The organism is Micromonospora sp. NBRC 110038 (assembly GCF_020884815.1).
In the GTDB taxonomy this organism is placed as follows: domain Bacteria; phylum Actinomycetota; class Actinomycetes; order Mycobacteriales; family Micromonosporaceae; genus Micromonospora; species Micromonospora haikouensis.
The window spans coordinates 572,540-598,754 of the sequence record NZ_BBOL01000003.1 but is presented as its reverse complement, the minus strand read 5'-3'; the positions used below and the strand labels follow the sequence as shown (position 1 = coordinate 598,754).

The window sequence follows — 26,215 nt, the reverse complement described above, 5'->3', positions numbered from 1 at the left end:
CGGTCAGGGCCGCAGGGTCTCCGCCTCCACCGTCTGCCGGCCCAGGTCCGCCCCGGCCCCGGGGGCGGTGCGCGCGGCCGGTGCCGGCGGCCGGTCGTACGTCTGGTGCAGGCCCGGCACCCGGTCCTCGATCACGAACGTCGCCCGGGTGTACGCCGGGGCGTCCGGCCGGCTCACGTACGGCACCACGTCGAAGTCGGCCGCCAGCTGCGCCGGGGTGATCGTCGTGCGGACGTACCCCCGGAGGTTGTTCTGGAAGCGCAGGTGCGGGTTGAACGCGAACCACGGGTGGGAGCCCGTCGGCGAGTCCGCGCCGTCGCCGGTCGACGTGACCGAGGAGCAGACCAGCTCGCTGCCGACCGTGCGCGACGTGGGGTCGGCGTAGTCGAGCTTCAGGTCGCTGGCCCAGTGGGCGTGCACGTCGCCGGTGAGCACCACCGGGTTGCGCACCCCGGCGGCCAGCCAGCCCCGGGTGATCCGGTCGCGGGAGGCCACGTACCCGTCCCAGGCGTCCATGCTGGTGACCGTGAGCGGCCCCGAGTTGTTGTCCCGCTGCGCGAAGAAGACCTGCTGGCCCAGAATGTCCCAGCGCGCGTCGGAGCGGCGGAACCCGTCGAGCAGCCACGCCTCCTGCTCCGCCCCCGTGATCGACCGGGCGGGGTCGGCCGCCGCGGCGCACTCCTTGTATCCGTCGCCGCACGCCTGGTCGTCGCGGTACTGCCGGGTGTCGAGCATGTGGAACGTGGCCAGTCGGCCCCAGCGCACCCGCCGGTACAACTGCATGTCGATGCCGCGCGGCAGCGAGGTGCGCCGCAGCGGCATGTTCTCGTAGTACGCCTGGAACGCCGCCGCCCGCCGGGCGAGGAAGTCCGGGTCCGGGGCCTCCGGCACCTCGTCGGCCCAGTTGTTCTCCACCTCGTGGTCGTCGAAGACCACCACCCAGGGGGCCACCGCGTGCGCCGCCTGCAGGTCGGTGTCGGTCTTGTACTGGGCGTGCCGCTGCCGGTAGTTCGCCAGCGTCCGGGTCTCCGGGCCCTCGTGGTCGCGCGGGTTCCCGCCCGGCACCGTGTACGTGCCCTTCTCGTACTCGTACTGGTAGTCGCCCAGGTGCAGGATCAGCTCCGGCTCGGTCTCGGCCAGCCGCCGGTACGCGGTGAAGTACCCGTGCTCGTACTGCGAGCAGGAGACGAAGCCCATGGCCAGGGCCGACGGCAGGGTTCCCGGCGCCGGCGCGGTGCGGGTGCGCCCGACCGGGGACGCGTACCCCTCGGCCCGGAACCGGTAGAAGTACTCCCGGCCCGGCAGCAGCCCGCCCAGCTCCACGTGCACGCTGTGCGCCGCCTCGGGTCGGGCCTGCGCCACCCCGCGCCGCACCACGTGCCGCAGCCCCTCGTCGGCGGCGACCTCCCAGGTCACCGCCACCGGCCGCGCCGGCATGCCGCCCAGGCCGTCCTCCGCGAGGGGCTGCGGGGCCAGCCGCGTCCACAGCACGAAACCCTCGTGGTCCGGGTCGCCGGAGGCCACCCCGAGGGTGAACGGGTCCTGCCGCAGCGGGCGGGCCGCCGCCGCGCCGGCCGCCACGGGCAGCCCGGCCACCGCGCCGGCCGCGCCGACCGCCGCGCCGGAGAGCAGGATCGTACGTCGGGACAGTGTCACGGTTTCCTCCCCAGAGTCCGTGTTGTTCGACTCCGGGGAGCGTTGCGCCCGCCGATGGCCGTCAGGTGAAAGGAAGGGCCCCTTGCCATCGCCTTTTGTCGAACAAGGGACCCCTGCAAACACCCGCCGGGCGGCCGGGCGGCTAGGCGGGTGGACGGGTGGTCGGTCGGGCGGCCAAACTGATGGAGGTGTTCAACAGTTGCGCTGGGCGTACGATTGCGGCATGGCGCAGCGCATCCCCACCGAGGCGGGGCCTTCCGCGGGTGGCCGCGCCGACCTGGCCGGTGCCGCCGTACGCCGGATCATGCACGTGGCCTCGGCCATCCGGCACCGGCAGGAGGCCGGGGTGGCCGGGCTGGGCCTGACCCCGGCCGTCGCCCGGGCGCTGCACGTGCTGGACCCGGACCGCCCGCTGCCGGCCCGCACCCTGGCCGACCAGTTGCGCTGCGACCGTTCCAACGTCACCACCCTGGTCGACAAGCTGGAGCAGGCGGGCCTCGTGGAGCGCCGGGCCGACCCGACCGACCGGCGGCAGAAGACCCTCGTGGTCACCGAGGCGGGCCGGCGGATGCGCGACCGCGTCGAGCGGGTGATGTCGGACTCCCGACTCCTCGCCGGGCTCACCGACGCCGAGCTGGCCACCCTGCACGAGCTGATGTGGAAGGTCGCCGACGGCGACTGCCCAGGGGAGCGCGCCTCGCGGTGACGCGCCGCCGGGCCCGGCGGCGACGGTGACCCGCCCCGGGCGGACGTGTCTGAGTGGGCGACCGGCCGCCGCGTCGGTAATGCTGTCGGACGTGACCACCCCGCAAGATCTCGACGACCGGTTCCGGGAGGCCCTCGCCGGGCTCGCCGCCGCGCCCCGGCGACGTGACCCGGCCGAGCGGGTCCACGACGGCGCGCCGCTGACCGGGGCGCAACTGCTGGACCTCTTCGACGCCCAGGTCACCAGCCGGCAGCTTGACCTCGCCGGGCGGTGGCTGCGCAGCTTCGGCGAGGGCTTCTACACCATCGGTTCCGCCGGCCACGAGGGCAACGCCGCGGTCGCCGCCGCGCTGCGTCCCGGGGACCCGGCCCTGTTGCACTACCGTTCGGGCGCGTTCTACTGCCTCCGCGCCGCCCAGGCCGCCGGGGAGGTCGCCTTCCCCGGGCCGGAGGGGGAGACCGACGCGCCGACGCCCGGGGCGCAGGCCACGCCGGCCGAGGCGGAACCCGCGCGGCCCGAGGCGGCACCCACGCCGTCCGACGCGGAGGAACCGCCGCCCGAGACCGAGGTCGGGGCCGGGGCCGGGGCGGAGACGGGGGTCGAGGCCGCGGTCGGTGCGGCCGGCGGGCCGGCGGCGGGCCGCGACGGTGCGGCCGGGCGGGAGGACGCGTACGCCGGTGCCGCCCGGGACGTGCTGCGCGGGATGGTCGCCTCGGCCCGGGAGCCGATCGCCGGGGGCCGGCACAAGGTCTTCGGCCGGGCCGACCTCGCGATCGTCCCGACCACCTCCACCATCGCCTCGCACCTGCCCAGGGCGGTCGGCGCGGGGCTGGCCCTGGAACGGCTGCGTCGCCGCGACCCGGCCGGGCGGCGGGCCGGTGCGGACCCGCTCGGCGACGTCGGGCAGCCGCCCCGCTCGCCGTGGCCGCCGGACGCCATCGTGGTCTGCTCGTTCGGCGACGCCTCGGTCAACCACGCCAGCGCCACCGCCGCGTTCAACACCGCCGGCTGGTACGACCACACCGGCCTGCGCATCCCGGTGCTCTTCGTCTGTGAGGACAACGGGCTCGGCATCAGCGTCCGGTCCCCGAAGGGCTGGGTGGAGGCGACCCTGCGGTCCAAGCCGGGCATCCGCTACTTCTCCGCCGACGGCACCGACCCCGTGCAGGCGTACGAGGCGGCCGTTGAGGCGGCCGGCTGGGTGCGCCGGCACCGGCGGCCGGCCGTGCTGCACCTGAGCACCGTACGGCTGATGGGGCACGCCGGCGCGGACGCCGAGGCCGCGTACCGCAGCTCCGGCGAGATCGCCGCGGACCTGGACCGGGACCCGCTGCTGGCCACCGCCCGGCTGCTCGTGGCGGCGGGCGTCGCCACGGCCGACGAGCTGCTGGCCCGCTACGACGAGCGCGGCTGGCAGGTACGCCGCATCGCCGAGGAGGTGCTCGGCGAACCGAAACTCGCCTCCGCGGCCGAGGTGGTCGCCGAGACCGCGCCCCGCCGCCCGGCCCGGGTGGCCCGCGCCGTCGCGGACGCGGCGACCCGGGCCGGCGGGCCCGGCGCGGCGGCCCGCGCGGACGTGTTCGGCGGCCGGCTGCCCGAGGCGGCCGGCCCGCTCACCCTGGCGCAGAGCATCAACGCCGCCCTCGCCGACGGCATGCTCGACCACCCCGGGATGGTCGTCTTCGGCGAGGACGTCGCCGCCAGGGGCGGGGTGTACGGGGTGACGAAGGGGCTGCGCGACCGGTACGGCGCGGCCCGGGTCTTCGACACGCTGCTCGACGAGACGTCGATCCTCGGGCTCGGCCTGGGCGCCGGGCTGGCCGGGCTGCTGCCGGTGCCGGAGATCCAGTACCTGGCGTACCTGCACAACGCCGAGGACCAGCTGCGCGGCGAGGCGGCGACGATGCGGTTCTTCTCCTCGGGGGCGTTCCGCAACCCGATGGTGGTGCGGGTGCCGGGGCTGGCGTACCAGGAGGGCTTCGGCGGGCACTTCCACAACGACAACTCCCTGGCCGTGCTGCGGGACGTGCCCGGGCTGGTGATCGCGGTGCCGGCGCGGCCGGACGACGCCGCCGCGATGGTGCGTACCTGCCTGGCGAGCGCGGCCGTCGACGGCAGCGTCTGCGTGCTGGTGGAGCCGATCGCGCTCTACCACACCCGCGACCTCTACACGGAGGGCGACGGCGAATGGCTGGCCGACTACGCCGGGCCCGGCGCGTGGGCCGCCGGCCACGCGCCGGTCGGCCGGGCCCGGGTGTACGGCGTCGGCTCCGCCGAGGACGTCACGATCGTCACTTTCGGTAACGGGGTGCCGATGTCGCTGCGCGCCGCCGCCACCCTCGCCGACGAGGGGATCGGCAGCCGCGTCGTCGACCTGCGCTGGATCGCCCCGCTGCCGGTCGCGGACATCGTCCGGGAGGCGTCGGTGACCGGCCGGGTGCTGGTCGTGGACGAGACCCGCCGCTCCGGCGGGGTCGGCGAGGGGGTGCTCGCGGCGCTGGTCGACGGCGGGTACGTCGGTGCGGCGCGCCGGGTGGCCTCAGTTGACTCGTTTGTACCATTAGGTCCGGCGGCGCGTGAGGTGCTGGTCACCGAGGATGCCATCACCCAGGGTGCCCGTACGCTGCTGGCACGGTAAATTCCGTTCCACCCGGTGCGCCACTTGCGCGGGGGGCCGCGAGTGTGTGGACTTTGCCTGACGGCGTCGCCGCGACGCCGCGAGCAGGGACGAGATGAGGAGGCACGCGACAGTGAGCGCGACCGCTGGTCAGGCCGCCGACGGGGTACGCAGCCTGGCGGACCGGTTCGGTATCGAGCCGGGGATGGTCGTCATGGAGATGGGGTACGACGAGGACGTCGACCAGGATCTCCGGGACGCCCTGACCGACCGCTGTGGAGAGCTGGTCGACGAGGACACCGACGAGGTGGTCGACGCGGTGCTGGTCTGGTACCGCGACGGCGACGGTGACCTCTTCGAGCTGCTCGTCGACGCCCTCGGCCCGCTGGCCGACAACGGCGTCGTGTGGCTGCTGACCCCCAAGGCCGGGCGGGAGGGCCACGTCGAGCCGAGCGAGATCGCGGAGTCCGCGCCCACCGCCGGCCTGCAACAGACGTCCACGGTCAACGCCGGCCGGGACTGGAGCGGTGCCCGCCTCGTGCTGCGCCGGGGCGCCAAGGCCAAGAAGTAGCCGAACCTGCCCCCGCCCGTGGGGCCGGCCACACTCGGTGGCCCCGGCCCTCGGGTGTGGCAGGCTGATGCCACCTCCAGAATCGACCCAAGGAGCTCGCATGCCGATCGAGGTTGGCGCCGAGGCGCCGGACTTCGTGCTCAAGGACCAGAACAACCAGGAGGTCCGGCTGTCGGACTTCCGTGGCAAGCGCACCGTGCTGCTGGTCTTCTACCCGCTCGCCTTCACCGGCATCTGCCAGGGCGAGCTGTGCGAGGTGCGGGACAACCTCAACGAGTACGTCAACGACGACGTCCAGGTGCTCACCGTGAGCGTGGACTCGGTCTACGCCCACAAGATCTGGGCCGAGAAGGAGGGCTACCAGTTCCCGCTGCTGGCCGACTTCTGGCCGCACGGCGCGGTCGCCCAGGCGTACGGCGTCTTCAACGACGTCGCGGGCATCGCCAACCGGGGCACGTTCGTGATCGACAAGGCCGGCGTCGTCCGGTTCGCCGAGATGAACATGCCGGGCGAGGCGCGCGACCAGCAGGGCTGGCGCAAGGCGCTGGCCGACGCCGTCGCCGCCTGATCCCACCACGGGCACACCGGCGCGGCGGGCCGGAGTCGGCAGGGTAAGCTTGCCGGACTCCGGCCCGCCGTGCGGGCGTTCGGGGCGCGTAGCTCAGTGGGAGAGCACTCGCCTTACAAGCGAGGGGTCGCAGGTTCGAAACCTGCCGCGCCCACCCATCACCACCAGCGCGGGAGCGCTTCCGAAGCTCAAGAACCCGGCCGCTGACAGGCCCGCACAGGGGTCTGTGGCGAGACAGACGACGGACACCGAAGGGGCACCCGCCGCCAGGCAGGTGCCCCTTCGCGAACGTGGGTGTCCAGTGACTACCGGAAGGTGACGTCACTCCTGTTGACCTTGCAGTTGGCGTCGTTCCAGCCCTCACCGAGGTAGCTGGGTTCGCTGCCCTTGGGCACACCCTTGTACTTGCCGCAGATGGTGGCCGAGCCGATGACGACCACGCGGGTGATCGTCGCGGTGTCGTTCCAGTTGCTGTTGATGCCGGCGAGCATGTCGATGTCGTCGACGAGGACGTTGTCGATTCGCACGTGGCGGGTGTACGAGGTGGAGCAGTTGCCGCAGCCGCGGTACAGCTTGCCGGACCCCTTGAGGTAGAAGCCGGAGATGTTGACCGTGCCGTTGCCGTTGTGCTGGAAGGTCTTGTCGCTGCCGCTGCGCGCGCCGCCACCGATGACGTAGGAGGTGCCGCCGTTGGTCTGCTTGAAGGTGGCGGCGTCCTCACCGATGTCGTTCCACCACACGTTGCGCAGCGTGCAGGTGCCCTCGCAGTGCACGCCGTCACCGGCGGGCGAACCGAGGATGACGTTCTGCAGCGTGCCGCCGTTGGCGATCTTGAACATCGGGTCCTGCGACTCGCCCTGCCCACCGTCACCGATGCAGCAGTAGGTCTTCATCCCGCCGTCGAAGGTGCCGGAGACGTTGACCGTGCCCGAGATGCTCACCGAACCGGCCGACGACGGCCACGCGCCGGTCGGTGCGCCGGGGTTGCTGGTCGGGCCGGACGTCGGACCGCTGGTGGGGCTGGTGGTCGGGGTCGACCCGCCGCTGGAGTACGTCTCGAACTCGGCGATCCGCGGGGCACCGGACGCGCTGGTGATGACGAAGGAGAGCTTCTTCAGCGACGTCGAGGAGAAGTTGATGGTGCTCGGGGCGCTGCTGCCGCTGGCCAGGACGGCGCCCGTGTCGTGGTTCGTGAGCTGCCAGCCGCTGATCGAGCCGCCGCCCGAGGCCTGCACGATGACGGCCGAGGACACCGTGGTGGCGCCGCCCCACTTGACCGAGATCGTGCCGGTCGAGCCGCTCGGCGACCAGAAGGTGCTGGTGTTGCCGTCGATGACGTTGCCATAGCTGGTGCCGCTGGCCTTGCTGGAGCCGTCGGCGCCTGCACCGATGCTCAGGTTCGTGGCGGCCGAGGCGTGGGGGACCTGCAGCGCCAGCGCGGCGACGGCCCCTGCGACCGCAGTGGCACCGCCGGCCAGCCACCGTGTAGCAACTTTGCGTCTCATCTGATCCGCCCTTCAATCATGAACACCCTGTTACGGAAAGCGCTTTCCAGTAACCATAGGGCTTTATCGATGGCGCGGCAAGGTTGCGATTGCCGATTCGCCAACGTCTGGCACCCGCGCCGGGTGACCTGCTGGGCGACGAGCTGTTGGCGCTGCTCATCGAGGGTTGGAAGTTCCTGTGCGCCGAAGCGGTCGGCCCTGTTGCTGTCGGCGGCAACGGTGGTAGCAGCAGGGCCGGACAGTGCGGCCCACCACTCTCGACGAGACGACGCTGATCTTCCGCCACGACGGCCCGCCGAAGCAGTGGGCCGGCGTCGACGCCGAGGTGCTGCTGGCCTGCGGCGGGGCCGGCCGCCCTACTACCGGCCGACCAACGAGGCCCTGGCGGGAGCCCTGCCGCACGCCCGCACCCTGGTGGTGCCGCGCGCGGGTCACGACGCGCTCAACCGTGCCCCGCGCCACCTGGTCGACGCGCTTGCCGAGTTCTTCACCGCCCCGGTGACCTCGGAGCGGGCGGGCTTATAAGGCGGGCGGGGTTCAGACAGGCCAGCCGTAGTTGTCTCAGCGAGGACGTTCAGGCCCAGCTGGCGTACGGGCGGTCCCGACGCGGACCGGCGATCGGCTCAGCAAGGTCACCAGCCGCAGCCACCAGGGTGATCGGGAATTCCGCATCCCACTGGCCGACGCCGACACACACGGTGCGATCGTCGAAGTGCCAGGCAGACAGGGATGGCACGAAGTTGGAAAGGACACCAGCCAGGGCCGACACTGCCTCGCCCCGCATCGAGCGTTCCAGGACCGGGCCCAGCTCGATCCGCTCCGGTGGCCCCCACACCTGAGCAAGCGACTCCGCCAGGACCAGGCACCCCCGATCGAAGTGATCCCATACCTCGTCGGTCTGGGAGCGATCCTCCCAGGATTCGGCACTGGTGCACAGGAACAGGATCTGGTAGCCCGGACCTGCCGTGTCGGCAACGGCAGTGTGAGGACCCGGTAGCGGTTGCTTCTCAAGTCCGAGCACCCGCTCCAAGCACCCAGCAAGATCCACATCAGGCACTCTATGCGTTGAGCTGAGACGATCCGAGGCGACCGGACTCCCGCTGTCGTCGGGGTCAGCGTCCCCGGGGGCGGACCTTGATGCTGTCGAGGTCCGTCGCCACCGACGTGAGGTCGCCGTGGTCGGCGCCCAGCCCCCGGACGGCGGCTGCGGCCAGCGCCTCCGCCCGGCCGGTCACCACCTCCGCTGCGTCCTCCGCCGTGGCCCGGACGACGCAGCGGAAGGTGAACCCGAGCAGGGAACGCTCGTAGGTCACCGTGCCCTCCTCCGTGAACCGCGCCGCGAACACGTCGTGCTCGTCGGCGCGGGCGAGCAGCGCGGCCCGTTGCCCGGCGTCGAGCGGCGCGAACCTGCCGCGCACGATGACCTGATACGCCTTGTCCGCCATTGTTGATGCTCCCCGGTTTGTGGACGAAGTCACGCGGCGACTCCACCCTCATCGTGCCGCGCCCCCGGCGTACGGCAAGCGGTTTACGCCCCGCCGCTGCGACGGCGCGGGCCGCCGGGGGTGACCGGCGGACCGCCGCGACCGGGTCAGTTGGCGCAGACCGCGTACGCGCGCACCTTCCAGTTGCTGCTGAAGCCGTTCTCGTCCTCCATGGCCCGGACGGTGACCGTGGTCGAGGAGGTGGCCCGCATCTCGGTCAGGCGCACCTGGCCGTCGCCGCCGACGATCTCGCCGCCCACCCCGTGCACGCGGGTGCCGGGCGGGCAGGTGGCGACCACCGACTGGACGGCGGCGGAGCTGTAGGAGCTGTCGTCGACGACGCGCTGCTCGCCGGGGAGCGGGTCGGCGCAGATGGCGGTGGCGTCGAGCCACCAGGTGCCGGCGAAGCCGGTGTCGTCCTCGGCGCCGGCGACCACGACGCTGCTCTGCTGGATGCGCAGGTCCTCCAGGATCACCTCGCTGTTCCCCGCCCCGACGACCGCGCCGCCGACCCCGATGGCGTGCTTGCCGGCGGGGCAGGACTTCTCGAACCAGTTGGACGTGCCGAGGCTGGGGGCGGAGCTGCCGGAGACGGTGACCAGGCCGCTGGGGGCCGGGGCGCACACCGCGCTGGCGGTGACCGCCCAGTCGCCGGCGACGCCGTTGCCGTCCTCGCGGCCGGTCACCGAGAACGCGCCCCCGCCGACCAGCGGACGCATGATGTCCATGCCGACCTGCCCGAGGCCGGAGCCGGTGATCGCGCCGCCGCCCCCGATGACGGTGGTGCCCGCCGGACAGGTGGCGGCCTGCGACTTCGCGACGGAGTTGCTCGGGCCGGTGGTCGTCCTGATGCTCAGGCCGGGCACCGCCGCCACGGGCCCGGTGAGGGCCAGTTGGCCGAGCACGAGCGCGCTCAGGGTGGCCCCGCCCACGGCGGCCGTGCGACGCGTCCACCGGCTCCGGTTCAATCCTTCTCGCATGCTGTTCGACCTCTCAGAGAAGCTCGGCGGGCGATCCGGCCGAGGGTGTGTGTGCGTTGACACCGGTGGGAGAGCCGAGGGGGCGGGCCGCCAACAGAAAACTCCGGAGAAGTTTCCGGGCCGGAATGTCGTACCGCTGGGGTTGGATCGGAAGCGGGACGGTCGGACGGAGCCGGAGGTGCCCGGGGTGAGCTACGCGGAGGTCAACGGCCTGCGGCTGTGGCACGAGGTGCGCGGGTCGGGCCGCCCGCTGGTGCTGCTGCACGGGGGGTACGGCGCGGCGGAGTCGTTCGCCCCGCTCCTGCCGGCGTTCGCCGGCCGGCGGCGGGTGGTGACGGTCGACCTCCAGGGGCACGGCCGCACCGCCGACGTCGACCGTCCCCTGCGGTTCGAGTCGATGGCCGACGATGTCGCCGCGCTGATCCGCCACCTGGGCCTCGGCGAGGCCGACGTGCTGGGCTATTCGCTGGGCGGCGGGGTGGCGCTGCGCCTGGCGATCCAGCATCCCGCGCTGGTGCGCCGCCTCGTGGTGGTCTCCGCGCCGTGCCGCAGCGGGGGGTGGTATCCGGAGGTGCTGGCCGCGATGGCGGCCCAGGACGCGGCGACGGGGGAGCGGATGCGGGGCACCCCACCGCACGAGCTGTACGCCCGGATCGCCCCCCGCCCGCAGGACTGGCCGGCGCTGTGGGCGAAGACGGGGGAGCTGCTGCGCCGCGACTACGACTGGTCGGCGCAGGTCGCCGCCCTGGCCAACCCGACCCTGCTGGTCTTCGCCGACGCCGACTCGGTCCCGACCAGCCACGTGGCGGAGTTCTTCGGGCTGCTCGGCGGCGGCCACCGCGACGCCGGCTGGGACGGCAGCGACCGTCCCGCGTCGCGGCTGGCCGTCCTGCCGGGGCTGACCCACTACGAGATGCTCGACTCGCCCGCGCTGCCGGCCGCCGTGCTGCCGTTCCTCACCGCCCCGGCGCGCCCTCCGCAGTGACCCCCGCCGGGTCCGCTGCCGCCGGGTCCGCTGTGCCGGTCGACGCCGACGACGGGGCCGGCTCGGCGGCGTAGTGCAGGAGGACCAGGCCGCTGTCGAACGACTGCGTGCCGGTCAGGGTGAACCGGTGCGCCGCGAAGCCCCGGGCGGCCAGCGGGATGCCGCTGCCGGCCACGATCGGGTGCAGCTTGACGACGAGTTCGTCCACCTCGGGCAGGAGCTGCCCGGCGAGGTTCCCGCCGCCGCAGAGCCAGATGTCGCCCCCGGGCCGCCCCTTCAGCTCGCGGACGAAGGCCACCGGGTCGCCGGCGACGACCTCCAGCCCGGGGTCGGTCGACGGCGGCAGCGAACGGGAGAAGACGTACTGCCGCAGGTGGGCGTACGGGCTGGTGATGCCGACGCGCAGCGCCGGATCGTAGGTGGCACGCCCCATCAGCACCGCGTCGAAGCGCCCGGTGGGTCGGTCGATGCCGAGCTGCGGGTGGCTGAAGGTGGGGAAGGTCTGCGGCCATCCGGCGGTGAGGTGGGCGGCCACGTCCGGCTCCAGGGGGAAGAAGTCGTAGGACCCGTCGGGGGCGGCGATGAAGCCGTCGAGGGTGCTGGCCACGTAGTACACGAGCTTGCGCAAGGGGACTCCCATCAACCACTACTGCTGTCGTGGTTGGAACGTACTACACCTGTCGTGGTTGTTGCTAGGGTGTTCGGCATGGCCCGGAACCCCCAACGACGTGCCCTGCTCGCCGACGCCGGGCTGCGCGTGCTCGCCGCCGCCGGGGCGCGGGGCCTCACCCACCGCGCCGTCGACGCCGAGGCGGGCGTGCCCACCGGCACCGCCTCCAACTACTTCCCCACCCGCGAGGCGCTGCTCGGCGCGCTCGGCGAGCGGGTCTTCGAGCGGTACGCCCCCGACGAGGCCGTCCTCGCCCGGCTCGCCGCCCGCGACCCGTCGATCGACCTCACCACCGACTACGTCCGCTACATCGTCGAACGCACCACCCGCGAGCCGTACGTCACCCGGGCGCTGATCGAGCTGCGGCTGGAGGCGGCCCGCCACCCCGAGCTGGGCCGGGGCCTGGCCGAGGTGCTCCGCCGGGGGTACGCCGACGACGTCGCGTTCCACGCCGCCGCCGGGTTACCGGGTGGCGCGTTCGAGATCGCCCTGCTTCACTATGCGGTGGACGGGTTGCTGCTCGACCTGCTCACCACGTCGATCGACGCCGGCTTCGACGTGGACGAGGTGGTTTCCGCCCTGGTGTCCCGCCTCGTCGGCGGCGCCGCCCCGCGACCCGGGGTCGCCCGCGACTGACGGCGGCCCGCCCGAAGCGCCGAAGGAGTCGCGTGTCGCTCACCCTGGCCCCGATGACCGACGACCAGCTCGTCCGCCTGCGGGTCGGGCTCGAGCGGTCGTACGCCGAGAACCTCGCCGAGGCCCGGGGACTGTCGCCGGAGGCGGCCCGGGCCGAGGCGCTGGCCCAGATCGGCCGGCTGCTGCCCGACGGGGTGGCCAGCCCGGGCGTCCTGCTGCGGGTGGCCCTGGTCGAGGGCGAGGAGGTCGGCTGGATCTGGACCACCCTGCCCGGTGCCGACCTGCCCACGATGGCCTGGATCCACAACATCGAGGTGCATCCCGCCCACCGGGGGCAGGGGCACGCGCGGCGGATGATCCAGCTCGCCGAGGCCGAACTCGCCCGGCTCGGCGTCGACCGGCTCGGGCTGAACGTGTTCGGGCACAACACCGTGGCGATCCGGCTCTACGACAGCCTCGGCTTCCGGGTCACCGCACAGCAGATGGTCAAGCCGCTGCCGCCGCCGGCAGCGCTGGGCTGAACGCCGCCGATCCGCCGGGCTGACCGCGCCGCGACGCCGATCCGCCCCTGCCGCGATGCCGATCCGCCCCCGCCCGACATCGGGACGTGTGCCCCCGCAGGCAGCGGGAAACCCACCCGGAACGCGCATCCTGCGGGGAGGAGCGAGGCCAATGAGGGACCGCACCGCACCGACGATCGGCGTGCTGGGCTCGTACGGCGGTCGCAACCTCGGCGACGAGGCGATCCTGAGCGGCCTGCTGGCCGACCTGCGCTCACACGAGCCCGACGCACGGATCATCGTCTTCTCCCGCAATCCGGCGCACACCGCCCAGGCGCACCCCGACGTCGAGGCCGTGCCGTGGGAGGGGGTGAGCCGGGTCGACTCGGCCGAGGTGCTGGCCGAGCTGGACCTGCTGATCCTCGGCGGCGGCGGCATCCTGTACGACCGGGAGGCCCGCCGCTACCTGCGCGTCGTGCGGGTCGCCCAGGAGCGGGGGCTGCCCCTGCTCACGTACGCGGTCGGGGTGGGCCCGCTCAGCGACGGGGTGGACACCGGCATGGTGCGGGAGACCCTGGCCGGCGCCACCGAGGTCACCGTGCGGGACCAGGAGTCCCGGATGGTGCTGGAGGAGGCCGGGCTGCTCAACCCGATCACGGTGACCGCCGACCCCGCGTTCCTGCTGGAGCCGGAGGAGTTCCCCGCGCACCTGCTGCGCGAGGAGGGCGTGCCGAACGGCAAGCGGCTGGTGGGGCTCAGCGTGCGGGAGCCGGGCCGGGCCGCCGAGCGGCTCGACGTCGACGGCTACCACCGGCTGATCGCCCAGATCGCCGACTTCCTCATCCACCGGATCGACGCGCACGTGCTCTTCGTGCCGATGGAACGCGACGACATCCGGCACTCGCACGGCGTGATGTCGCACATGACGGCCGCCGACCGGGGCCGCATCCTGCACGGGGACTACTCGCCCCGGCAGGTGCTGGGGCTGATGCGGCACTTCGACCTCGCCGTCGGCATGCGACTGCACTTCCTGATCTTCTCGGCGATGGTCGGCACCCCGTTCCTGCCCCTGCCGTACGCCGGAAAGGTCTTCGACCTCGCCCAGCGGCTCGGCGTGCCCGCGCTGCGCGGCGTGGAACGCGAGGTCGAGGGGCCGCTGCTGGCCGAGGTCGACCGCCTGTGGGACGAGCGGCACGCGCGCGCCGCGGAGACCGCCCGCCGGGTGGCGGAGGTCTGCGAGCAGGCCCGGGGGACCTCCCAGGTCACCGGCGCGGTCCTGGAGAGCCTGCGGTCGCGGACCCTGACCCGCGCCGGGGCGGCCTGACCTGCGCCGGGTGGCGTGGAGCGCGTCGGGGCGGCCTGACCCCACCACCGCCGCGGTGGCGGTCGGCGGTCAGACGGCGGGCCCCCGCCAGCGGTAGAGCCACCCCTGATCCCCGCCGACGGTCGACTCCAACTCGTAGATCTCGGCCTCGGCCAGCCCGTGCCCGCCGAGGTGGTGGTGGGTCAGCGGCGGCCGGCCGTTGCTGTCCAGCTCCACCCTGACCGTCTGCCCGTCGGCGCTGCCGCCCGTCAGCGGGATCTCTGCCGTTGCTGCCATGGGCCCATCCTGCCCCGGCACCGGAGGCCCCGCAGGGCCGTCACCCGGAGATCTTGGTGATTTTCGGCCCCTCCGGGGGCCATTTTCTTCCAAGATCTACGCCCGGCGGGGCCGCCGCGCGGGGCAGCGCGACCAGAATCGGACAAGTAGGGTGCGGAGATGGCGGAGATCAAGATCGACCCGACCCTCGGCCCCGTGTTGGCGCGCACCGGCGACGAGCGCGCGGTGCTCGAATCCTTCCTCGACTTCCACCGGGGCATCGTGCTTCGCAAGGTGGCCGGGCTCTCCGACGCCGACGCGCGTCGCCGGCTGGTGCCCTCCCGCACCACCCTCGCCGGCCTGGTGAAGCACCTGACGCTGGTGGAGCGGAACTGGTTCCCGGCCCTGCTCGCCCCCGGGCCGGGCGACGTCCACGTCACCGGCGAGGCGGATGCGGTGGACAGCTTCACCCTCGACGGGTCCGACACCGTCGAGTCCCTGGTGGCCGGCTACGAGCGGGCGTGCGCCCGGTCCCGGGAGGTCGCGGCGCGCTTCGACCTCGACCACGTGGTGCCGCAGCCGCAGCTCGGCGAGGTCTCCCTGCGCTGGATCCTGACGCACATGATCGAGGAGACGGCCCGGCACGCCGGGCACGCCGACATCCTGCGCGAGCTGACCGACGGCTCCACCGGCGCGATCTGACCACGAACGGCCCCGGCGGCGAACCGGCCCCGCCCGCCCGGCCGCGTCCCTCCCGGCTCACCGGCCGGGATACGCCCCGCTCACCGGCCCGGTCGCGTCTCAGCGACCCGGCCCGACCCGCTCACCGGGGCTGCGGCCGCCCCGCTCACCGGGTCGGCAGCAGCCCCGGCGGGTACTCCATGCCGTCGTGGGCGCAGGCCGCGGCGGCCACCCGGGCCGCGTACGTCGCCGCGTCGGCCAGCCCCGCGCCGCGCAGCCGGGCCGCGAGCAGGCCGGCCGCGAAGGCGTCCCCGGCGCCGTTGGTGTCCACGACCGGGGCGGGCGCGGCGGCGGCCGGCACCCGCACGGGCGGGGCCCCGCCCGTGAACAGCTCCGCCCCGTCCGCGCCCCGGGTGACCGCCGTGGTCCGGGGAGCGAGGGCGGCGGCGAGCGCCCCGGCCCGGTCGCCCAGCCGCACCCCGCTGACGAAGACCAGGTCGGCGACCTCGGCGAACGGCCGGTGATAAGGGTTGTCGCCGTCCCAGTCGTGCAGGTCGGTGGAGAGGCCCACCCCGGCGGGCAGCCCGGCGCGCAGGCCGGGCAGCAGGGGCGGCACCCAGTCCATGATCGAGACGTGTACGTGCGCCGCGTCCCGGGCGAGCGCGGCCAACCGCTGCGGCGAGAACGGCGGCGGCCCCTGCCACGGGCGGGGGTCGTAGAGCGACATCCGCCGGCCGGCGGGGTCGACCAGGTTCACCGACCGGCGGGTGCCGCCGGGGTCGACGACCAGCTCGGCGTGCACCCCGGCCCGCTCCAGCGCCCGGCGCACCACCTCGCCGGCCGGGTCGGCACCGAGCACGTCGACGACCGCGACCCGCAGCCCCAGTGCGCGGGCGGCCAGCGCCACCCCCGCCCCGGTGTTGCCGATCCGCAGGTCGATCGGGGGCACGGTGAGCGAGTCGGCGGCCGGCAGGGGGAGCTGCGGCACATGTACCCGCAGATCCACCCCCAGCCCCCCGAGCACCAGAAGGTCGAACATCCCCCGACCGTAGCGGCCCGGCCCGGCCCGGTGCCCCGGTGGACCCGCCGGGCCCGGCTATCCTCGGGGGTCGTCGGCGGAGGGGGAGCGGTGCTGGTCGTCCACGGGGCGTGGCTGCCCGGCGCGGGGCTCGTCGTCTGGGCGGAGGACAGCGCCCTGCCCCCGCAGGCGCCCCGCCGGCCGGGCCGGGCCCCCCGCGAGCGCCCCCACCCGTTCGCCGCCGACCACGCGGCCCTCGCCGCCGCCCTGGCGAGCGCCGGGCCGCAGACCGGCACCCCCTCGGCCCGCCCGGCGAGCGCACCGTCGCAGAGCACGGGACCGCACGCCCCGGCCGCCGCCGAGCCCGGGTCGGTGCTGCTGCGCCTGCCCACCCGGGCCGGCTCGCCGGCCGACTCCCCGGAACTGGTCCGCCCGGCCGTCGCCGAACCGGTCCGGGGGCCGGTCACCCTCGCCGGCTGGCGCGCTTTTGCCCTCCGGTACGCCCCGGCGGACGCGCTCGCGCTGCTGCGCGCTGCCGGTGACCGGGCCGGGGTGCCCGGCGCGACGCTGCGGCACCTCGCGGAGCTGGCCGGGTTCGCCGTCGACCTGGTCCGCCGGGGCCGGGTCCTGCCCGGGGTGGCCGGAGCACCCGAGCCCCGACCGACCGCCTTCCGCCCACTCGACGGTGCCTCCGCCGCGCCGCGCGCCGCCGGCCCGGGTCGTGCCGGCGAGGTCGGGGCGCGGGCGGTGTGGCGGCCCTTGCTCACCGGCGCCGACGCCGCCTGGGCCCGGTCGCTCACCCTGGCCCTGCCCCCGGCCGGGCGGGCCGCTGCCGCCGACGTGCCGGCCGGGGAACTGGTCGCCGACGCCCTCGACGCGCTCACCGACGCCGCCGCGCGGGCGGCGCTGACCCGGACCGCGCTGACGCAGGGTGGCCGCCGAAGCGGCGCGGTGCCGGCCTGGCTGGCGGCGCTCACCGCGCCGGACGGCGGGTTCACCGCCGAGCGGGTCGCCCTCGACGCGCTCGCCGCCGAGCTGGACGACTGGCAGCGGGACGCGGCAGGCGGCGCGGTCCGGGCCAGCTTCCGCCTGGTGGAGCCGGCCGTCGACCCGATCGCCGACGCCCTGGTCGCCGCGCTGGACCCGACCGCCGCCACCGACACCGACGCCACCGCTGCGACCGCCACCGCCGACGCCACCGACGACTCCGGTGGTCCGGGCGGCGGCGCGGAGACCGGCTCCGCCGCCGCCGGCCGCTGGCGGGTGGAGTTCGGGCTCCAGGCCGCCGACGAGCCGGGCCTCGTCGTGGAAGCCGGGCACGTCTGGCGCTCCCCGCACGCCCCGTCCGGGCTCGCCGGCCGGCTCGACTCGCCCCAGGAGACCCTGCTCGCGGAGCTGGGCCGGGCCAGCCGGCTCTGGCCGGAGCTGGACACCGCCCTGCGTACGGCGACGCCGGAGGCGCTGGAGCTGGACGTCGAGGGCGCGCACCGGTTCCTGCGCGAGGGCGCGCCGGTGCTGCACGCCGCCGGGTTCGGGGTGCAGCTGCCCGGCTGGTGGCGGCGGCCGTCGGCGCGGCTGGGCGCGCGGTTGCAGGCGCGCAGCCGTACCGCCCCCGGCACGGTCGCCGCGGCGGACGGAGGGTTCGGCCTGGACGCCCTGGTCGACTACCGGTGGGAGGTGTCCCTCGGCGACGAGCCGATCTCCGCCGAGGAGCTGGCCGCGCTGGCGGAGCTGAAGACCCCGCTGGTGCGGCTGCGCGGGCGCTGGGTCGAGCTGGACCCGGGGCGGCTGGCCGCCGGCCTGCGGCTGCTGCGTTCGGCGGGCGAGCTGACGGTGGCCGACCTGCTGCGGCTCGGGCTGGCCGAGGCCGACTCGGCCGACGCGCTGCCGGTGCTGGAGGTCGTCGCCGACGGCGCGCTGGGCGACCTGCTCGCCGGGCAGGCCGAGCGCCGGCTCGTCCCGCTGGACCCGCCGCCGGCCTTCGCCGGGACGCTGCGGCCGTACCAGCGGCGCGGGCTGGCCTGGCTGGCGTTCCTCCAGTCGCTGGGCCTCGGCGGGGTGCTCGCCGACGACATGGGGCTGGGCAAGACGGTGCAGCTGCTCGCCCTGTTCGCCGGGGACCCGGCCGACGCCGGCCCGACCCTGCTGGTCTGTCCGATGTCGCTGGTCGGCAACTGGCAGCGGGAGGCCGCCCGGTTCGCCCCGAAGCTGCGCGTACACGTGCATCACGGTGCCGAGCGGGCGCGGGGCGACGACTTCGTCGCGGCCGTGCACGCGGCGGACCTGGTCCTCACCACCTATTCGGTGGCCGCCCGCGACGCCGTCGACCTCGCCGGGATCGACTGGCACCGGGTCGTCGTCGACGAGGCACAGGCGATCAAGAACGCCTCGACCCGGCAGGCGGAGGCCGTGCGGGCGCTGCCGGCCCGGCACCGGATCGCGGTCACCGGCACGCCGGTGGAGAACCGGCTCGCCGACCTGTGGTCCATCATGCAGTTCGCCAACCCCGGCCTGCTCGGCCCGGCCGCCAGCTTCCGCAAGGCGTACGCCGAACCGATCGAGCGGCACGGCGACGCCGAGGCCGCCGAGCGGCTGCGCCGGATGACCGGCCCGTTCGTGCTGCGCCGGCTCAAGACCGACTCCTCGATCATCTCCGACCTGCCCGAGAAGCTGGAGATGGAGGTGCTGTGCAACCTCACCGCCGAGCAGGCGGCGCTCTACCGGGCGGTGGTGGACGACATGATGGCCCGCATCGAGTCCACCGACGGCATCGAGCGGCGCGGCCTGGTGCTGGCGGCGATGACCCGGCTCAAGCAGGTCTGCAACCATCCCGCCCAGCTCCTGCGCGACGGCTCCGCCCTGCCCGACCGCTCCGGCAAGCTGGCCCGGCTGGAGGAGATCCTCGACGAGGTGCTCGCGGCGGGGGAGAAGGCCCTGCTGTTCACCCAGTACGCCGAGTTCGGCGGGATGCTGCGCGGCCACCTGTCGGCCCGGTTCGGCCGCGAGGTGCTCTTCCTGCACGGCGGGGTCGGCAAGGCCGACCGGGACGCGATGGTGACCCGGTTCCAGTCCGACGCGGGACCGCCGCTGTTCGTGCTCTCCCTCAAGGCAGGCGGCACCGGGCTCACCCTCACCGCCGCCAACCACGTCGTGCACGTCGACCGGTGGTGGAACCCGGCGGTGGAGGACCAGGCCACCGACCGGGCGTTCCGCATCGGCCAGCGGCGGCGGGTGCAGGTCCGCAAGTTCGTCTGCGCCGGCACGGTGGAGGAGAAGGTCGCCGCGATGATCGCGGAGAAGCGGAGCCTTGCCGCGTCCGTGGTGGGCACCGGGGAGCAGTGGGTCACCGAGCTGTCCACCGAGCGGCTGCGCGAGCTGTTCGCCCTGGAGGCGGGGGCGGTGGTCGAGTGACCGGCCCGTTCGCCGACTACGGCAGGCCCCGGCGGGTCGAGGGCGGGCTGCGCGCCCGCAGCACCCGGGGCGCGATCGGCCGGTCCTGGTGGTCCCGCCGCTTCCTGGAGGTGCTGGAGTCGTTCGCGCTGGGCACCCGGCTCACCCGTGGCCGGTCGTACGCGCGGGCGGGGCAGGTGCTCGACCTCGACGTCGCCCCCGGCGTGGTGACCGCGCGCGTGCAGGGCTCCCGCCCCCGGCCCTACCAGGTGCGCATCGCGGTGGAGCCGTTCCCGGCGGCGCGGTGGGAACAGGTGGAGGCGGCGCTGGCGGCGCAGGCGTTCTTCAGCGCGCGGCTGCTCGCCGGCGACCTGCCGGCCGAACTGGAGGAGCTGTTCGCGGCCACCGGCGTGCCGCTGTTCCCGGCCGGCGTCGGCGAGCTGGACCAGCACTGCTCCTGCCCCGACCACGCGGTGCCGTGCAAGCACCTGGCCGCGACGTTCTACCTGCTCGCGGAGGCGTTCGACGCGGACCCGTTCGAGCTGCTGCACTGGCGGGGCCGCCGTCGCGCCGACCTGCTGGACCGGCTGCGGACCCTGCGCGCCGCGACCACCGACCGGGGAGGCGACGACGGCGGCACCGTCGCGCCGGGGTCCACCGGCGACGGCCGGGACGCGGCTGCCACGCCGGGCGCACCGTCCACAGGCGACAGCCGGGGAGCGGTCGCCACGGCGGACGGCGACGGCCGGGCCGTACCGGCCGTCGGTGCCGCGCGGGCGCTCGCCCCGCTGCCCGCCGCGCCGCTCGCCGACGCGGTGGACCGGTTCTGGGTCCCGCCGGTGCCGCTGCCGGACCGGCCGCCGAGCCTGGCGACCGGGCCGGACCTGCTGCTGCGGCAGCTCGGCGCCCCGGCGGCCGCGCTCGGCGGCCCCGGCCTGACGGAACGGCTGGGCCGGGCGTACCGGGAGTTCGGCCGGTTCCGCCCGGAGGCCGACCGCCCGGAGGCCGACGACGACGGGGCGGCTACCACCAGCGGCGGCGGAACCGCCACATGACGGCGGCGTTGGCCAGCAGCACCGCCGCGAAGATCGCCCCGGCCGGTCGGCCGGCCAGGACGGTCGCCGCCGGCAGCGAGGCCCACAGCACGACGGTCAACAGCATCAGGTACCGGCCGCGACGGGCGCGGGCCCGATGGTCCAGGCGGGCGAAGAACTCCGGGTCGCTCTCCCGGAGCTGACGGGTGATCTGTTCGAACCTGCGCTGATCCTCTTTGCTGAGCATGGCGGTGCCTTCCCCTCACGCGTTCAGCGGTTCGGCGGCATACCCGCTGCGGTGGCGGCTCACGCGCTTCTGCTGCTGCTACTTTCGATGGGCGAGTGCGCCGCCGCCCGCCGGCACCTGAGAGCCCGGTTATCCCCGCCTTAAGTTTCCCTGTGGCAACCAACGGCGCGGCCGGCGGCCGGCCGGGGCGAAATGTCGCAGCGGGGGCCTGCGGGGTGCGCGTCCGCCCTGCTCGGGACACCCTCGGCGGCAGGGCCCGAACCGGACCGTGCGGCATCGGCGTTGAGCGCCGTCTTAAGTGCCCTCCCCGGCCCGCCCGCAGCGCCTTGAAGCGGCCTCCACCCGTCGTTAACTTCCCTGGCAACTCCTCAGGCAACAGTCGCCGCACCCGCCCCATCCCCGGGCTGGCCCCGGCGCTTGACGAAAACGGATTGGTACATGGCCGACCAGAACGTGCCACCGCGCCGACCGCGGGACGACCGCGCCTGGGACGGGCGACAGGACCCCAGCCCGGACGCCTACCGCGAGCACGGACCATCCACCGCCTACGGACCCACCGGCCACGAGCCGGGCCACCCCCCGTACCACCAGGCCCCGTACCCCGCCGGGCCGCAGCCGGGCCGCCCGCAGTCCGCGTACCCGACGGTCGCCGGCCCCGGCCACGACCCGGCCCGGCGCGGCCCGCGGTGGGTGGGACCCGACGGCCTCGGCGGGCCCACCGGCCCCGGCGGCCCCGGACTGCCCAACCTGGACGACGACGGCGACCCCGGCCGCCGGGTGGGCCGCCGCCGCGCCCTCGCCGCGATCGGCGGCACCGCCGCCGTGGTGGCCGGCGGCGCGGCCCTGGCCATGACCCCGCAGGTACGCGGCCTGTTCGACCTCGGCGGCGACGCCCCGATCGGCGACGCCACCGGCACCACCGTCACCGACGGCAGCTCCGTGCGCCCCGGCGGCCAGCAGCCCAGCACCGTGCGCACCTACACGGAGCAGAACGAGAGCTACATGGGCTCCCGGGCCGGCGCGGCGCTGAAGAGGAACACGCCCACCGGTGGCCGCACCTTCTCCGGCCCGGCAGCCGCCGCCGAGGCGACCGAGGTTACGGTCAAGACGGTGCTCGCCAAGGACCCGGTGCGGCACCTGGCCAGCCGGGCCACCTTCGGCGCGACCCCGAAGCTGCTGGCCGACATCAGGCGGATGGGCATCGACGCGTGGGTCCGCGAGCAGCTCGAACCCGAGAAGATCGCCCCCAGCGCGGCCGAGCTGAAGCTGTCGGAGCTGCCCACCCTCAAGCTCAGCCCGCAGCAGCTGCGCGACCAGCGTGACGCGCTCAACGAGCGCGGCGCGCAGCCGGAACGGGAGCTGGTCGACGCCACCATCGCCCGGCAGATCTGGTCGGAACGCCAGCTCTTCGAGGTGATGGTCGACTTCTGGAACGACTTCCTGCACGTCGCCGCCGACTTCGACGGCGGCGAGGTCTACCGGGCGTCCTTCGACGCCGACGTGGTGCGCCGGCACGCGCTGGGCAGCTACCCGGAGATGCTGGTCGCCGCGAACAAGCACCCCGCGCTGCTGCTCTACCTCAACCAGAACGACTCCCGCGCCGACGCGGTCAACGAGAACCTGGCCCGGGAGAACCTGGAGCTGTACTCCGTCGGCGTCGACGGCGGCTACACCGAGAAGGACGTGCGGCAGGCCGCCCTGCTCCAGACCGGCCGGGGCGTCAACGACGGCACGTACGTGTTCCGCCCCGAGCGGCACTACCTGGGCAAGGTGAAGATCCTCGGCTTCACCCACGCCAACAACTCCGACGACCCGAAGAAGGCCGACGCGGCCATCGACGCGTACATCGCGTACATCGCGCTGCACCCGTCGACCGCGAAGTACGTGGCGCAGAGCCTCGCCACCCGGTTCGTCTCGGACACCCCGCCGAAGTCCCTCGTGGACCGGCTCGCCAAGACGTACGCGGCGAACAAGGGCATGATCAAGCCGATGCTGATGACGCTGTTCAGCTCCTCGGAGTTCTGGGCGTCGGTCGGCCAGAAGGTGCGCCGCCCGATGGAGTACCTCGTCGCCACGTACCGCACCCTCGGCGTCTCCCCGCAGGCGTCGCCCGCGTTCGAGCAGCGCGACAGCCGGCGCACCGCGTTCGCCCAGGGGCTGCGGCAGGTCCAGGACAAGATGCGCGAGCTGGGCCAGTATCCGATGGGCCAGCCCACCCCGGACGGCTACCCCGACGTCTACGTCGCCTGGACCTCCGCCGGCACGATGGTCAACGGCTGGAACGAGGCCGGTGAGCTGATCGGCGGACGGCGCACCCAGTTCACCTACACCCCGCCGGAGAAGCTGGTCGCGAAGCCGCCGGCCACCGCCGGGGCGTACGTGGACGCGCTGGCCCAGCGCCTCGTGCACCAGAAGCTCAGCGCCCGCGAGCGGGAACTGATCCTCGACGTCGCCGGCGTCCCGGCGGGCACCCGGGTCGACGCCACGTTCGACGGTGCCGTCGCCGCCGTCGCGCGGGCGATCCTCGCGTCCCCCCAGCACCACCTGCGGTGAGGCACCCGATGGAGAAGCCGACGAGGCACCCGATGGAGAAGACCGTGCACCCGTTCCCCCTGCACCCCGAATGCCCCGACCTGCGCCGCCTGGCCGACGACCCGGCCGAGGCGCTGCTGCGGGCCGAGGCCGACATCGTCGCCGCCGAGAACGCCGCCGAGGCCGACCGCTACCGCCGGCTGGAGGCGCTGGAGGAGGCCCAGCAGGACGGCCGGGGCGTCACCCGGCGCACCTTCGTCGCCGGGGCCGCCGCCACCGCGACCGCCCTGGCCACCGCCCAGTTCGTCACCACCTCCGCGTCGTTCGCGGCGACGAAGACCGGCACCCTGATCCACGTCTTCCTCTACGGCGGGCTGGACGGGCTGAGCCTGGTCGCCCCGGCCGACGACCCGGTGCTCGCCAAGGCCCGCCCCGACCTGCTGCTCGGCGACGACTCCCTGGCCCTGGGCCGCGGCTTCAAGCTGACCAGCGCGTTCGCCCCGCTGGAGAAGTGGCTCAAGGCCGGTCAGCTCGGCTTCGTTCCGGCGGTCTCCGACGAGCGGCTGTCCCGCAGCCACTTCCAGGCCGCCGACGCCTGCAACCTCGGCGGGCTGCCCAGCGAGACGGGCGGCCGGGGCTGGCTGGACAGCCTCGTCGACAACCTCGGCAAGGGCACCGCGTTCCGCAGCGTCGGCATCGGCAGCACCCTGCCCCGGTCGCTGGTCGGCACCAACGGCGCGCTGGCCATCAACAGCGTCGGCTCGCTGCGGCTGGGCGGCGACGAGAAATACCGGGCGGCCACCGAGAAGGCGATCCGGGGCCTGTTCACCGGGATCAACCACCCCGTCCAGGAGGCGGTGCAGGACGGCCTCGGCGCGCTGGCCACCGCCCAGAAGCTCGCCGCGAAGCCGTACCAGCCGGCCGAGGGCGTGAAGTACGAGGGCGTCGGCTACGCGTTCCAGCAGCTCGCCCAGCTCATCAAGGGCGGAGCGAACGTCCGCGTCGCCACCGTCGGGATGGGCGGCTACGACACCCACGAGAACCAGGGCACCCGCCCCGGCGGGCAGCTGCACCGCCGCCTCGGCGAGCTGGCCGCCGCGCTGGCCGCGTTCTTCACCGACCTGGGCGACGCCGCCGCCGACGTCACCATCATGGTGTCCAGCGAGTTCGGCCGCCGGGTCGCCTCCAACGGCGGCGGCACCGACCACGGCCACGGCGGCGTGGTCACCGTCCTGTCCGGCCGCAAGCTCGCCGGCTCGCTGCTGGGCGCCTGGAACGGCCTGACCGACCTCGACTCCGGCGACGTGCCCGAGTACAACAACATGTTCGACGTGTACGGCTCCGTGGCGCAGGGCCGGTTCGGGCTCACCACCGCCGAGGTCGACAAGATCTTCCCCCGGCAGAAGTTCACCCCCATGAAGCTGTACGCGTGACCCACCCGCATACCCACACCGCCGGCCGCCGTACGGGCAACCCCGCCCCGCACGGCGGCCGGTCGGCTGCGCCCGTACCCCCGGCGGCGGTGCCCCGGCGCGGGCCCGGCGGCCGGCGGGCGCTGGTGGGCCTGTTCTGGGCGGGCCTGGTCGCCGCCGTGCTGCCGTGGTGGCTGGACACCCCCGCCGGTTCCCTGGACGGCCGCGCCGCCGCGCTGACCGCCGCCGGCCGCATCACCGGCCTCGTCGCCGGCTACCTGCTGCTGGTGCAGGTGCTGATGATGAGCCGCCTCGGCGCGTTCGAGCGGTCGGCCGGCGCGGAACGGGTCTCCCGCTGGCACCGGGACGTCGGCGCGACCCTGCTGGTCGCGGTGCTGGCCCACCTGTCGCTGATCGTGGTCGGCTACGCCGCCGAGGGCGGCCGGTCGGTGCTCGGTCAGGCCGGCGAGCTGCTGGCCGACTACGAGGACATGGTGGGCGCGTTCGCCGCGGCCGGCATCCTGGTGCTGCTCGGCCTCACCGGGGTCCGCGCGCTGCGCCGGGCGCTGCCCTACGAGCTGTGGTACCACCTGCACCTGGCCAGCTACCTCGCCGTCGCGCTCGGGTTCGGCCACCAGTTCAGCAACGGCGCGCAGCTCTTTCCCCCGGGGCCGGTGCGCACCGGCTGGATCGCCGCGTACGCGCTGGTGGTCGCCGCCCTGCTCTGGGGCCGGGTGGTCGCCCCGCTGCGGTTCAACCTGCGCCACCGGCTGCGGGTGGCCGACGTCGTGGCGGAGAGCCGCGACACCGTGTCGATCTACCTGACGGGCCGGCGGCTGCACCGGCTCGACCTGCTCGGCGGGCAGTTCCTGCGCTGGCGGTTCCTCGCGCCGGGCTGCTGGTGGCAGTCGCACCCGTTCTCCGTCTCCGCCGCCGCGAACGGCCGCTGGCTGCGGCTGACCGTCAAGGTGGTCGGCGGGCACACCGCCGACCTGCGCGAGGTCGAGCAGGGCACCCGGGTCTGGGCGCAGGGCCCGGCGGGCACGTTCACCGCCGCCCACCGCCGCCGGGAGCGGGCCCTGCTGATCGCCGGTGGCAGCGGCATCGCCCCGCTGCGGGCCATGCTGGAGGAGCTGCCGCCGGGCGCGGCGCTGATCTACCGGGCCCGCACCCCCGACGACGTGCTGCTGCACCGGGAGCTGGACTGGCTCGCCCAGGAACGCGGCACCGACGTCTGGTACGTCGTCGGCTCCCGCGACGACCCCGGCCCCCGGCAGGTGCTCAGCGCGCCGGGGCTGCGCAAGCTGGTGCCCGACGTGGCCCGCCGCGACGTCTACCTGTGCGGGCCGCCCGGCATGGTCGAGCAGTCGGTCCGCGCGCTGCGGGCGGCCGGCGTGCCCCGCCGCCAGATCCGCCTCGCCACCTTCGAGCTGTAGTCCTTCGC

At 74.7% G+C, this 26,215-nt stretch carries 23 protein-coding genes and 1 tRNA gene; 15 read left to right on the top strand and 9 right to left on the bottom strand.

The genetic code is table 11. The features are described 5' to 3' along the window. Window positions 1-3 precede the first annotated feature (3 nt). Complete coding sequence (locus LPU61_RS14370) at window positions 4-1,656, bottom strand: alkaline phosphatase (RefSeq protein ID WP_229405152.1); 1,653 nt, start codon at window positions 1,654-1,656, stop codon at window positions 4-6. A gap of 223 nt (window positions 1,657-1,879) precedes the next feature. On the opposite strand from LPU61_RS14370, the gene LPU61_RS14365 reads away from it, so the two are divergent. From LPU61_RS14365 to LPU61_RS14345, 5 genes are all read left to right on the top strand, one after another. Continuing rightward, window positions 1,880-2,362: a MarR family winged helix-turn-helix transcriptional regulator gene (locus LPU61_RS14365; RefSeq protein ID WP_043966981.1), complete on the top strand. Its 483-nt coding sequence runs from the start codon at window positions 1,880-1,882 to the stop codon at window positions 2,360-2,362. A gap of 79 nt (window positions 2,363-2,441) precedes the next feature. Further along, window positions 2,442-5,000: a transketolase C-terminal domain-containing protein gene (locus LPU61_RS14360; RefSeq protein ID WP_229405151.1), complete on the top strand. Its 2,559-nt coding sequence runs from the start codon at window positions 2,442-2,444 to the stop codon at window positions 4,998-5,000. A 112-nt stretch (window positions 5,001-5,112) separates the two neighbouring features. Continuing rightward, the gene (locus LPU61_RS14355; RefSeq protein ID WP_043966983.1) at window positions 5,113-5,550 is read left to right on the top strand and encodes a DUF3052 domain-containing protein; all 438 of its coding nucleotides are present in this window, start codon (window positions 5,113-5,115) and stop codon (window positions 5,548-5,550) included. Between the two features lie 100 nt (window positions 5,551-5,650). After that, window positions 5,651-6,118: a peroxiredoxin gene (locus tag LPU61_RS14350; protein ID WP_007072327.1), complete on the top strand. Its 468-nt coding sequence runs from the start codon at window positions 5,651-5,653 to the stop codon at window positions 6,116-6,118. Between the two features lie 82 nt (window positions 6,119-6,200). Next, window positions 6,201-6,272, top strand: a tRNA-Val gene (locus LPU61_RS14345). Between the two features lie 151 nt (window positions 6,273-6,423). On the opposite strand, the gene LPU61_RS14340 is transcribed toward LPU61_RS14345, so the two are convergent. The 4 genes from LPU61_RS14340 to LPU61_RS14325 all read right to left on the bottom strand — a co-directional run bounded on the left by LPU61_RS14340 (window position 6,424) and on the right by LPU61_RS14325 (window position 10,087). Further along, entirely contained in the window at window positions 6,424-7,623 is a 1,200-nt protein-coding gene (locus tag LPU61_RS14340) for a pectate lyase (protein WP_229405150.1), read from the bottom strand. Between the two features lie 574 nt (window positions 7,624-8,197). After that, a complete protein-coding gene (locus tag LPU61_RS14335; RefSeq protein WP_229405149.1) occupies window positions 8,198-8,653 on the bottom strand; it encodes a hypothetical protein in 456 nt (151 codons plus the stop codon). A gap of 82 nt (window positions 8,654-8,735) precedes the next feature. After that, window positions 8,736-9,068 (bottom strand): DUF6204 family protein, encoded by a 333-nt coding sequence (locus LPU61_RS14330; RefSeq protein WP_077938892.1) that lies wholly within the window; start codon window positions 9,066-9,068, stop codon window positions 8,736-8,738. Between the two features lie 146 nt (window positions 9,069-9,214). Next, the gene (locus LPU61_RS14325) at window positions 9,215-10,087 is read right to left on the bottom strand and encodes a hypothetical protein (protein ID WP_229405148.1); all 873 of its coding nucleotides are present in this window, start codon (window positions 10,085-10,087) and stop codon (window positions 9,215-9,217) included. Between the two features lie 187 nt (window positions 10,088-10,274). On the opposite strand from LPU61_RS14325, the gene LPU61_RS14320 reads away from it, so the two are divergent. Next, window positions 10,275-11,072, top strand: a complete 798-nt coding sequence (locus LPU61_RS14320) for an alpha/beta fold hydrolase (RefSeq protein ID WP_043966992.1) — start codon at window positions 10,275-10,277, stop codon at window positions 11,070-11,072. On the opposite strand, the gene LPU61_RS14315 is transcribed toward LPU61_RS14320, so the two are convergent. Then, window positions 11,044-11,712, bottom strand: coding sequence for a dihydrofolate reductase family protein (locus LPU61_RS14315; protein ID WP_229405147.1), 669 nt, complete (start codon window positions 11,710-11,712; stop codon window positions 11,044-11,046). The two genes, LPU61_RS14320 and LPU61_RS14315, sit on opposite strands and share 29 nt — an antisense overlap. 66 nt (window positions 11,713-11,778) lie before the next feature. Here LPU61_RS14315 and LPU61_RS31595 point away from each other — a divergent pair, with 66 nt between their 5' ends. The 3 genes from LPU61_RS31595 to LPU61_RS14295 all read left to right on the top strand — a co-directional run bounded on the left by LPU61_RS31595 (window position 11,779) and on the right by LPU61_RS14295 (window position 14,202). After that, window positions 11,779-12,378, top strand: coding sequence for a TetR/AcrR family transcriptional regulator (locus LPU61_RS31595; RefSeq protein WP_043969270.1), 600 nt, complete (start codon window positions 11,779-11,781; stop codon window positions 12,376-12,378). A gap of 32 nt (window positions 12,379-12,410) precedes the next feature. Continuing rightward, window positions 12,411-12,899: a GNAT family N-acetyltransferase gene (locus tag LPU61_RS14300; RefSeq protein WP_229405146.1), complete on the top strand. Its 489-nt coding sequence runs from the start codon at window positions 12,411-12,413 to the stop codon at window positions 12,897-12,899. A 151-nt stretch (window positions 12,900-13,050) separates the two neighbouring features. Next, window positions 13,051-14,202, top strand: coding sequence for a polysaccharide pyruvyl transferase family protein (locus LPU61_RS14295; RefSeq protein WP_043966996.1), 1,152 nt, complete (start codon window positions 13,051-13,053; stop codon window positions 14,200-14,202). A gap of 69 nt (window positions 14,203-14,271) precedes the next feature. Here the strand turns inward: LPU61_RS14295 and LPU61_RS14290 are convergent, their stop codons facing one another. Further along, window positions 14,272-14,478, bottom strand: a complete 207-nt coding sequence (locus LPU61_RS14290) for a hypothetical protein (RefSeq protein ID WP_043966998.1) — start codon at window positions 14,476-14,478, stop codon at window positions 14,272-14,274. A gap of 159 nt (window positions 14,479-14,637) precedes the next feature. Between LPU61_RS14290 and LPU61_RS14285 the strand changes: the two genes are divergently transcribed. Then, a complete protein-coding gene (locus tag LPU61_RS14285) occupies window positions 14,638-15,159 on the top strand; it encodes a DinB family protein (RefSeq protein ID WP_043967000.1) in 522 nt (173 codons plus the stop codon). A gap of 145 nt (window positions 15,160-15,304) precedes the next feature. On the opposite strand, the gene LPU61_RS14280 is transcribed toward LPU61_RS14285, so the two are convergent. Then, window positions 15,305-16,177, bottom strand: coding sequence for a carbohydrate kinase family protein (locus LPU61_RS14280; protein ID WP_229405145.1), 873 nt, complete (start codon window positions 16,175-16,177; stop codon window positions 15,305-15,307). 90 nt (window positions 16,178-16,267) lie between these two features. Between LPU61_RS14280 and LPU61_RS14275 the strand changes: the two genes are divergently transcribed. Continuing rightward, the gene (locus LPU61_RS14275) at window positions 16,268-19,567 is read left to right on the top strand and encodes a DEAD/DEAH box helicase (RefSeq protein ID WP_229405144.1); all 3,300 of its coding nucleotides are present in this window, start codon (window positions 16,268-16,270) and stop codon (window positions 19,565-19,567) included. Continuing rightward, the gene (locus LPU61_RS14270) at window positions 19,564-20,601 is read left to right on the top strand and encodes an SWIM zinc finger family protein (protein WP_082106524.1); all 1,038 of its coding nucleotides are present in this window, start codon (window positions 19,564-19,566) and stop codon (window positions 20,599-20,601) included. Before LPU61_RS14275 ends, LPU61_RS14270 begins: the two co-directional genes overlap by 4 nt. Here the strand turns inward: LPU61_RS14270 and LPU61_RS14265 are convergent. Next, the gene (locus LPU61_RS14265; protein ID WP_043967006.1) at window positions 20,570-20,827 is read right to left on the bottom strand and encodes a DUF3040 domain-containing protein; all 258 of its coding nucleotides are present in this window, start codon (window positions 20,825-20,827) and stop codon (window positions 20,570-20,572) included. The two genes, LPU61_RS14270 and LPU61_RS14265, sit on opposite strands and share 32 nt — an antisense overlap. 438 nt (window positions 20,828-21,265) lie before the next feature. On the opposite strand from LPU61_RS14265, the gene LPU61_RS14260 reads away from it, so the two are divergent. The 3 genes from LPU61_RS14260 to LPU61_RS14250 are packed head-to-tail and all read left to right on the top strand — an operon-like array spanning window position 21,266 to window position 26,207. Continuing rightward, window positions 21,266-23,380 carry a DUF1800 family protein gene (locus LPU61_RS14260; RefSeq protein ID WP_229405143.1) on the top strand — a complete coding sequence of 705 codons (2,115 nt, stop codon included), beginning with the start codon at window positions 21,266-21,268 and terminating at the stop codon, window positions 23,378-23,380. Between the two features lie 32 nt (window positions 23,381-23,412). Then, the gene (locus LPU61_RS14255; RefSeq protein ID WP_229405142.1) at window positions 23,413-24,792 is read left to right on the top strand and encodes a DUF1501 domain-containing protein; all 1,380 of its coding nucleotides are present in this window, start codon (window positions 23,413-23,415) and stop codon (window positions 24,790-24,792) included. After that, window positions 24,789-26,207, top strand: coding sequence for a ferric reductase-like transmembrane domain-containing protein (locus LPU61_RS14250; RefSeq protein ID WP_229405141.1), 1,419 nt, complete (start codon window positions 24,789-24,791; stop codon window positions 26,205-26,207). The genes LPU61_RS14255 and LPU61_RS14250 overlap by 4 nt, the downstream gene beginning before the upstream one ends. Window positions 26,208-26,215 lie beyond the last annotated feature (8 nt).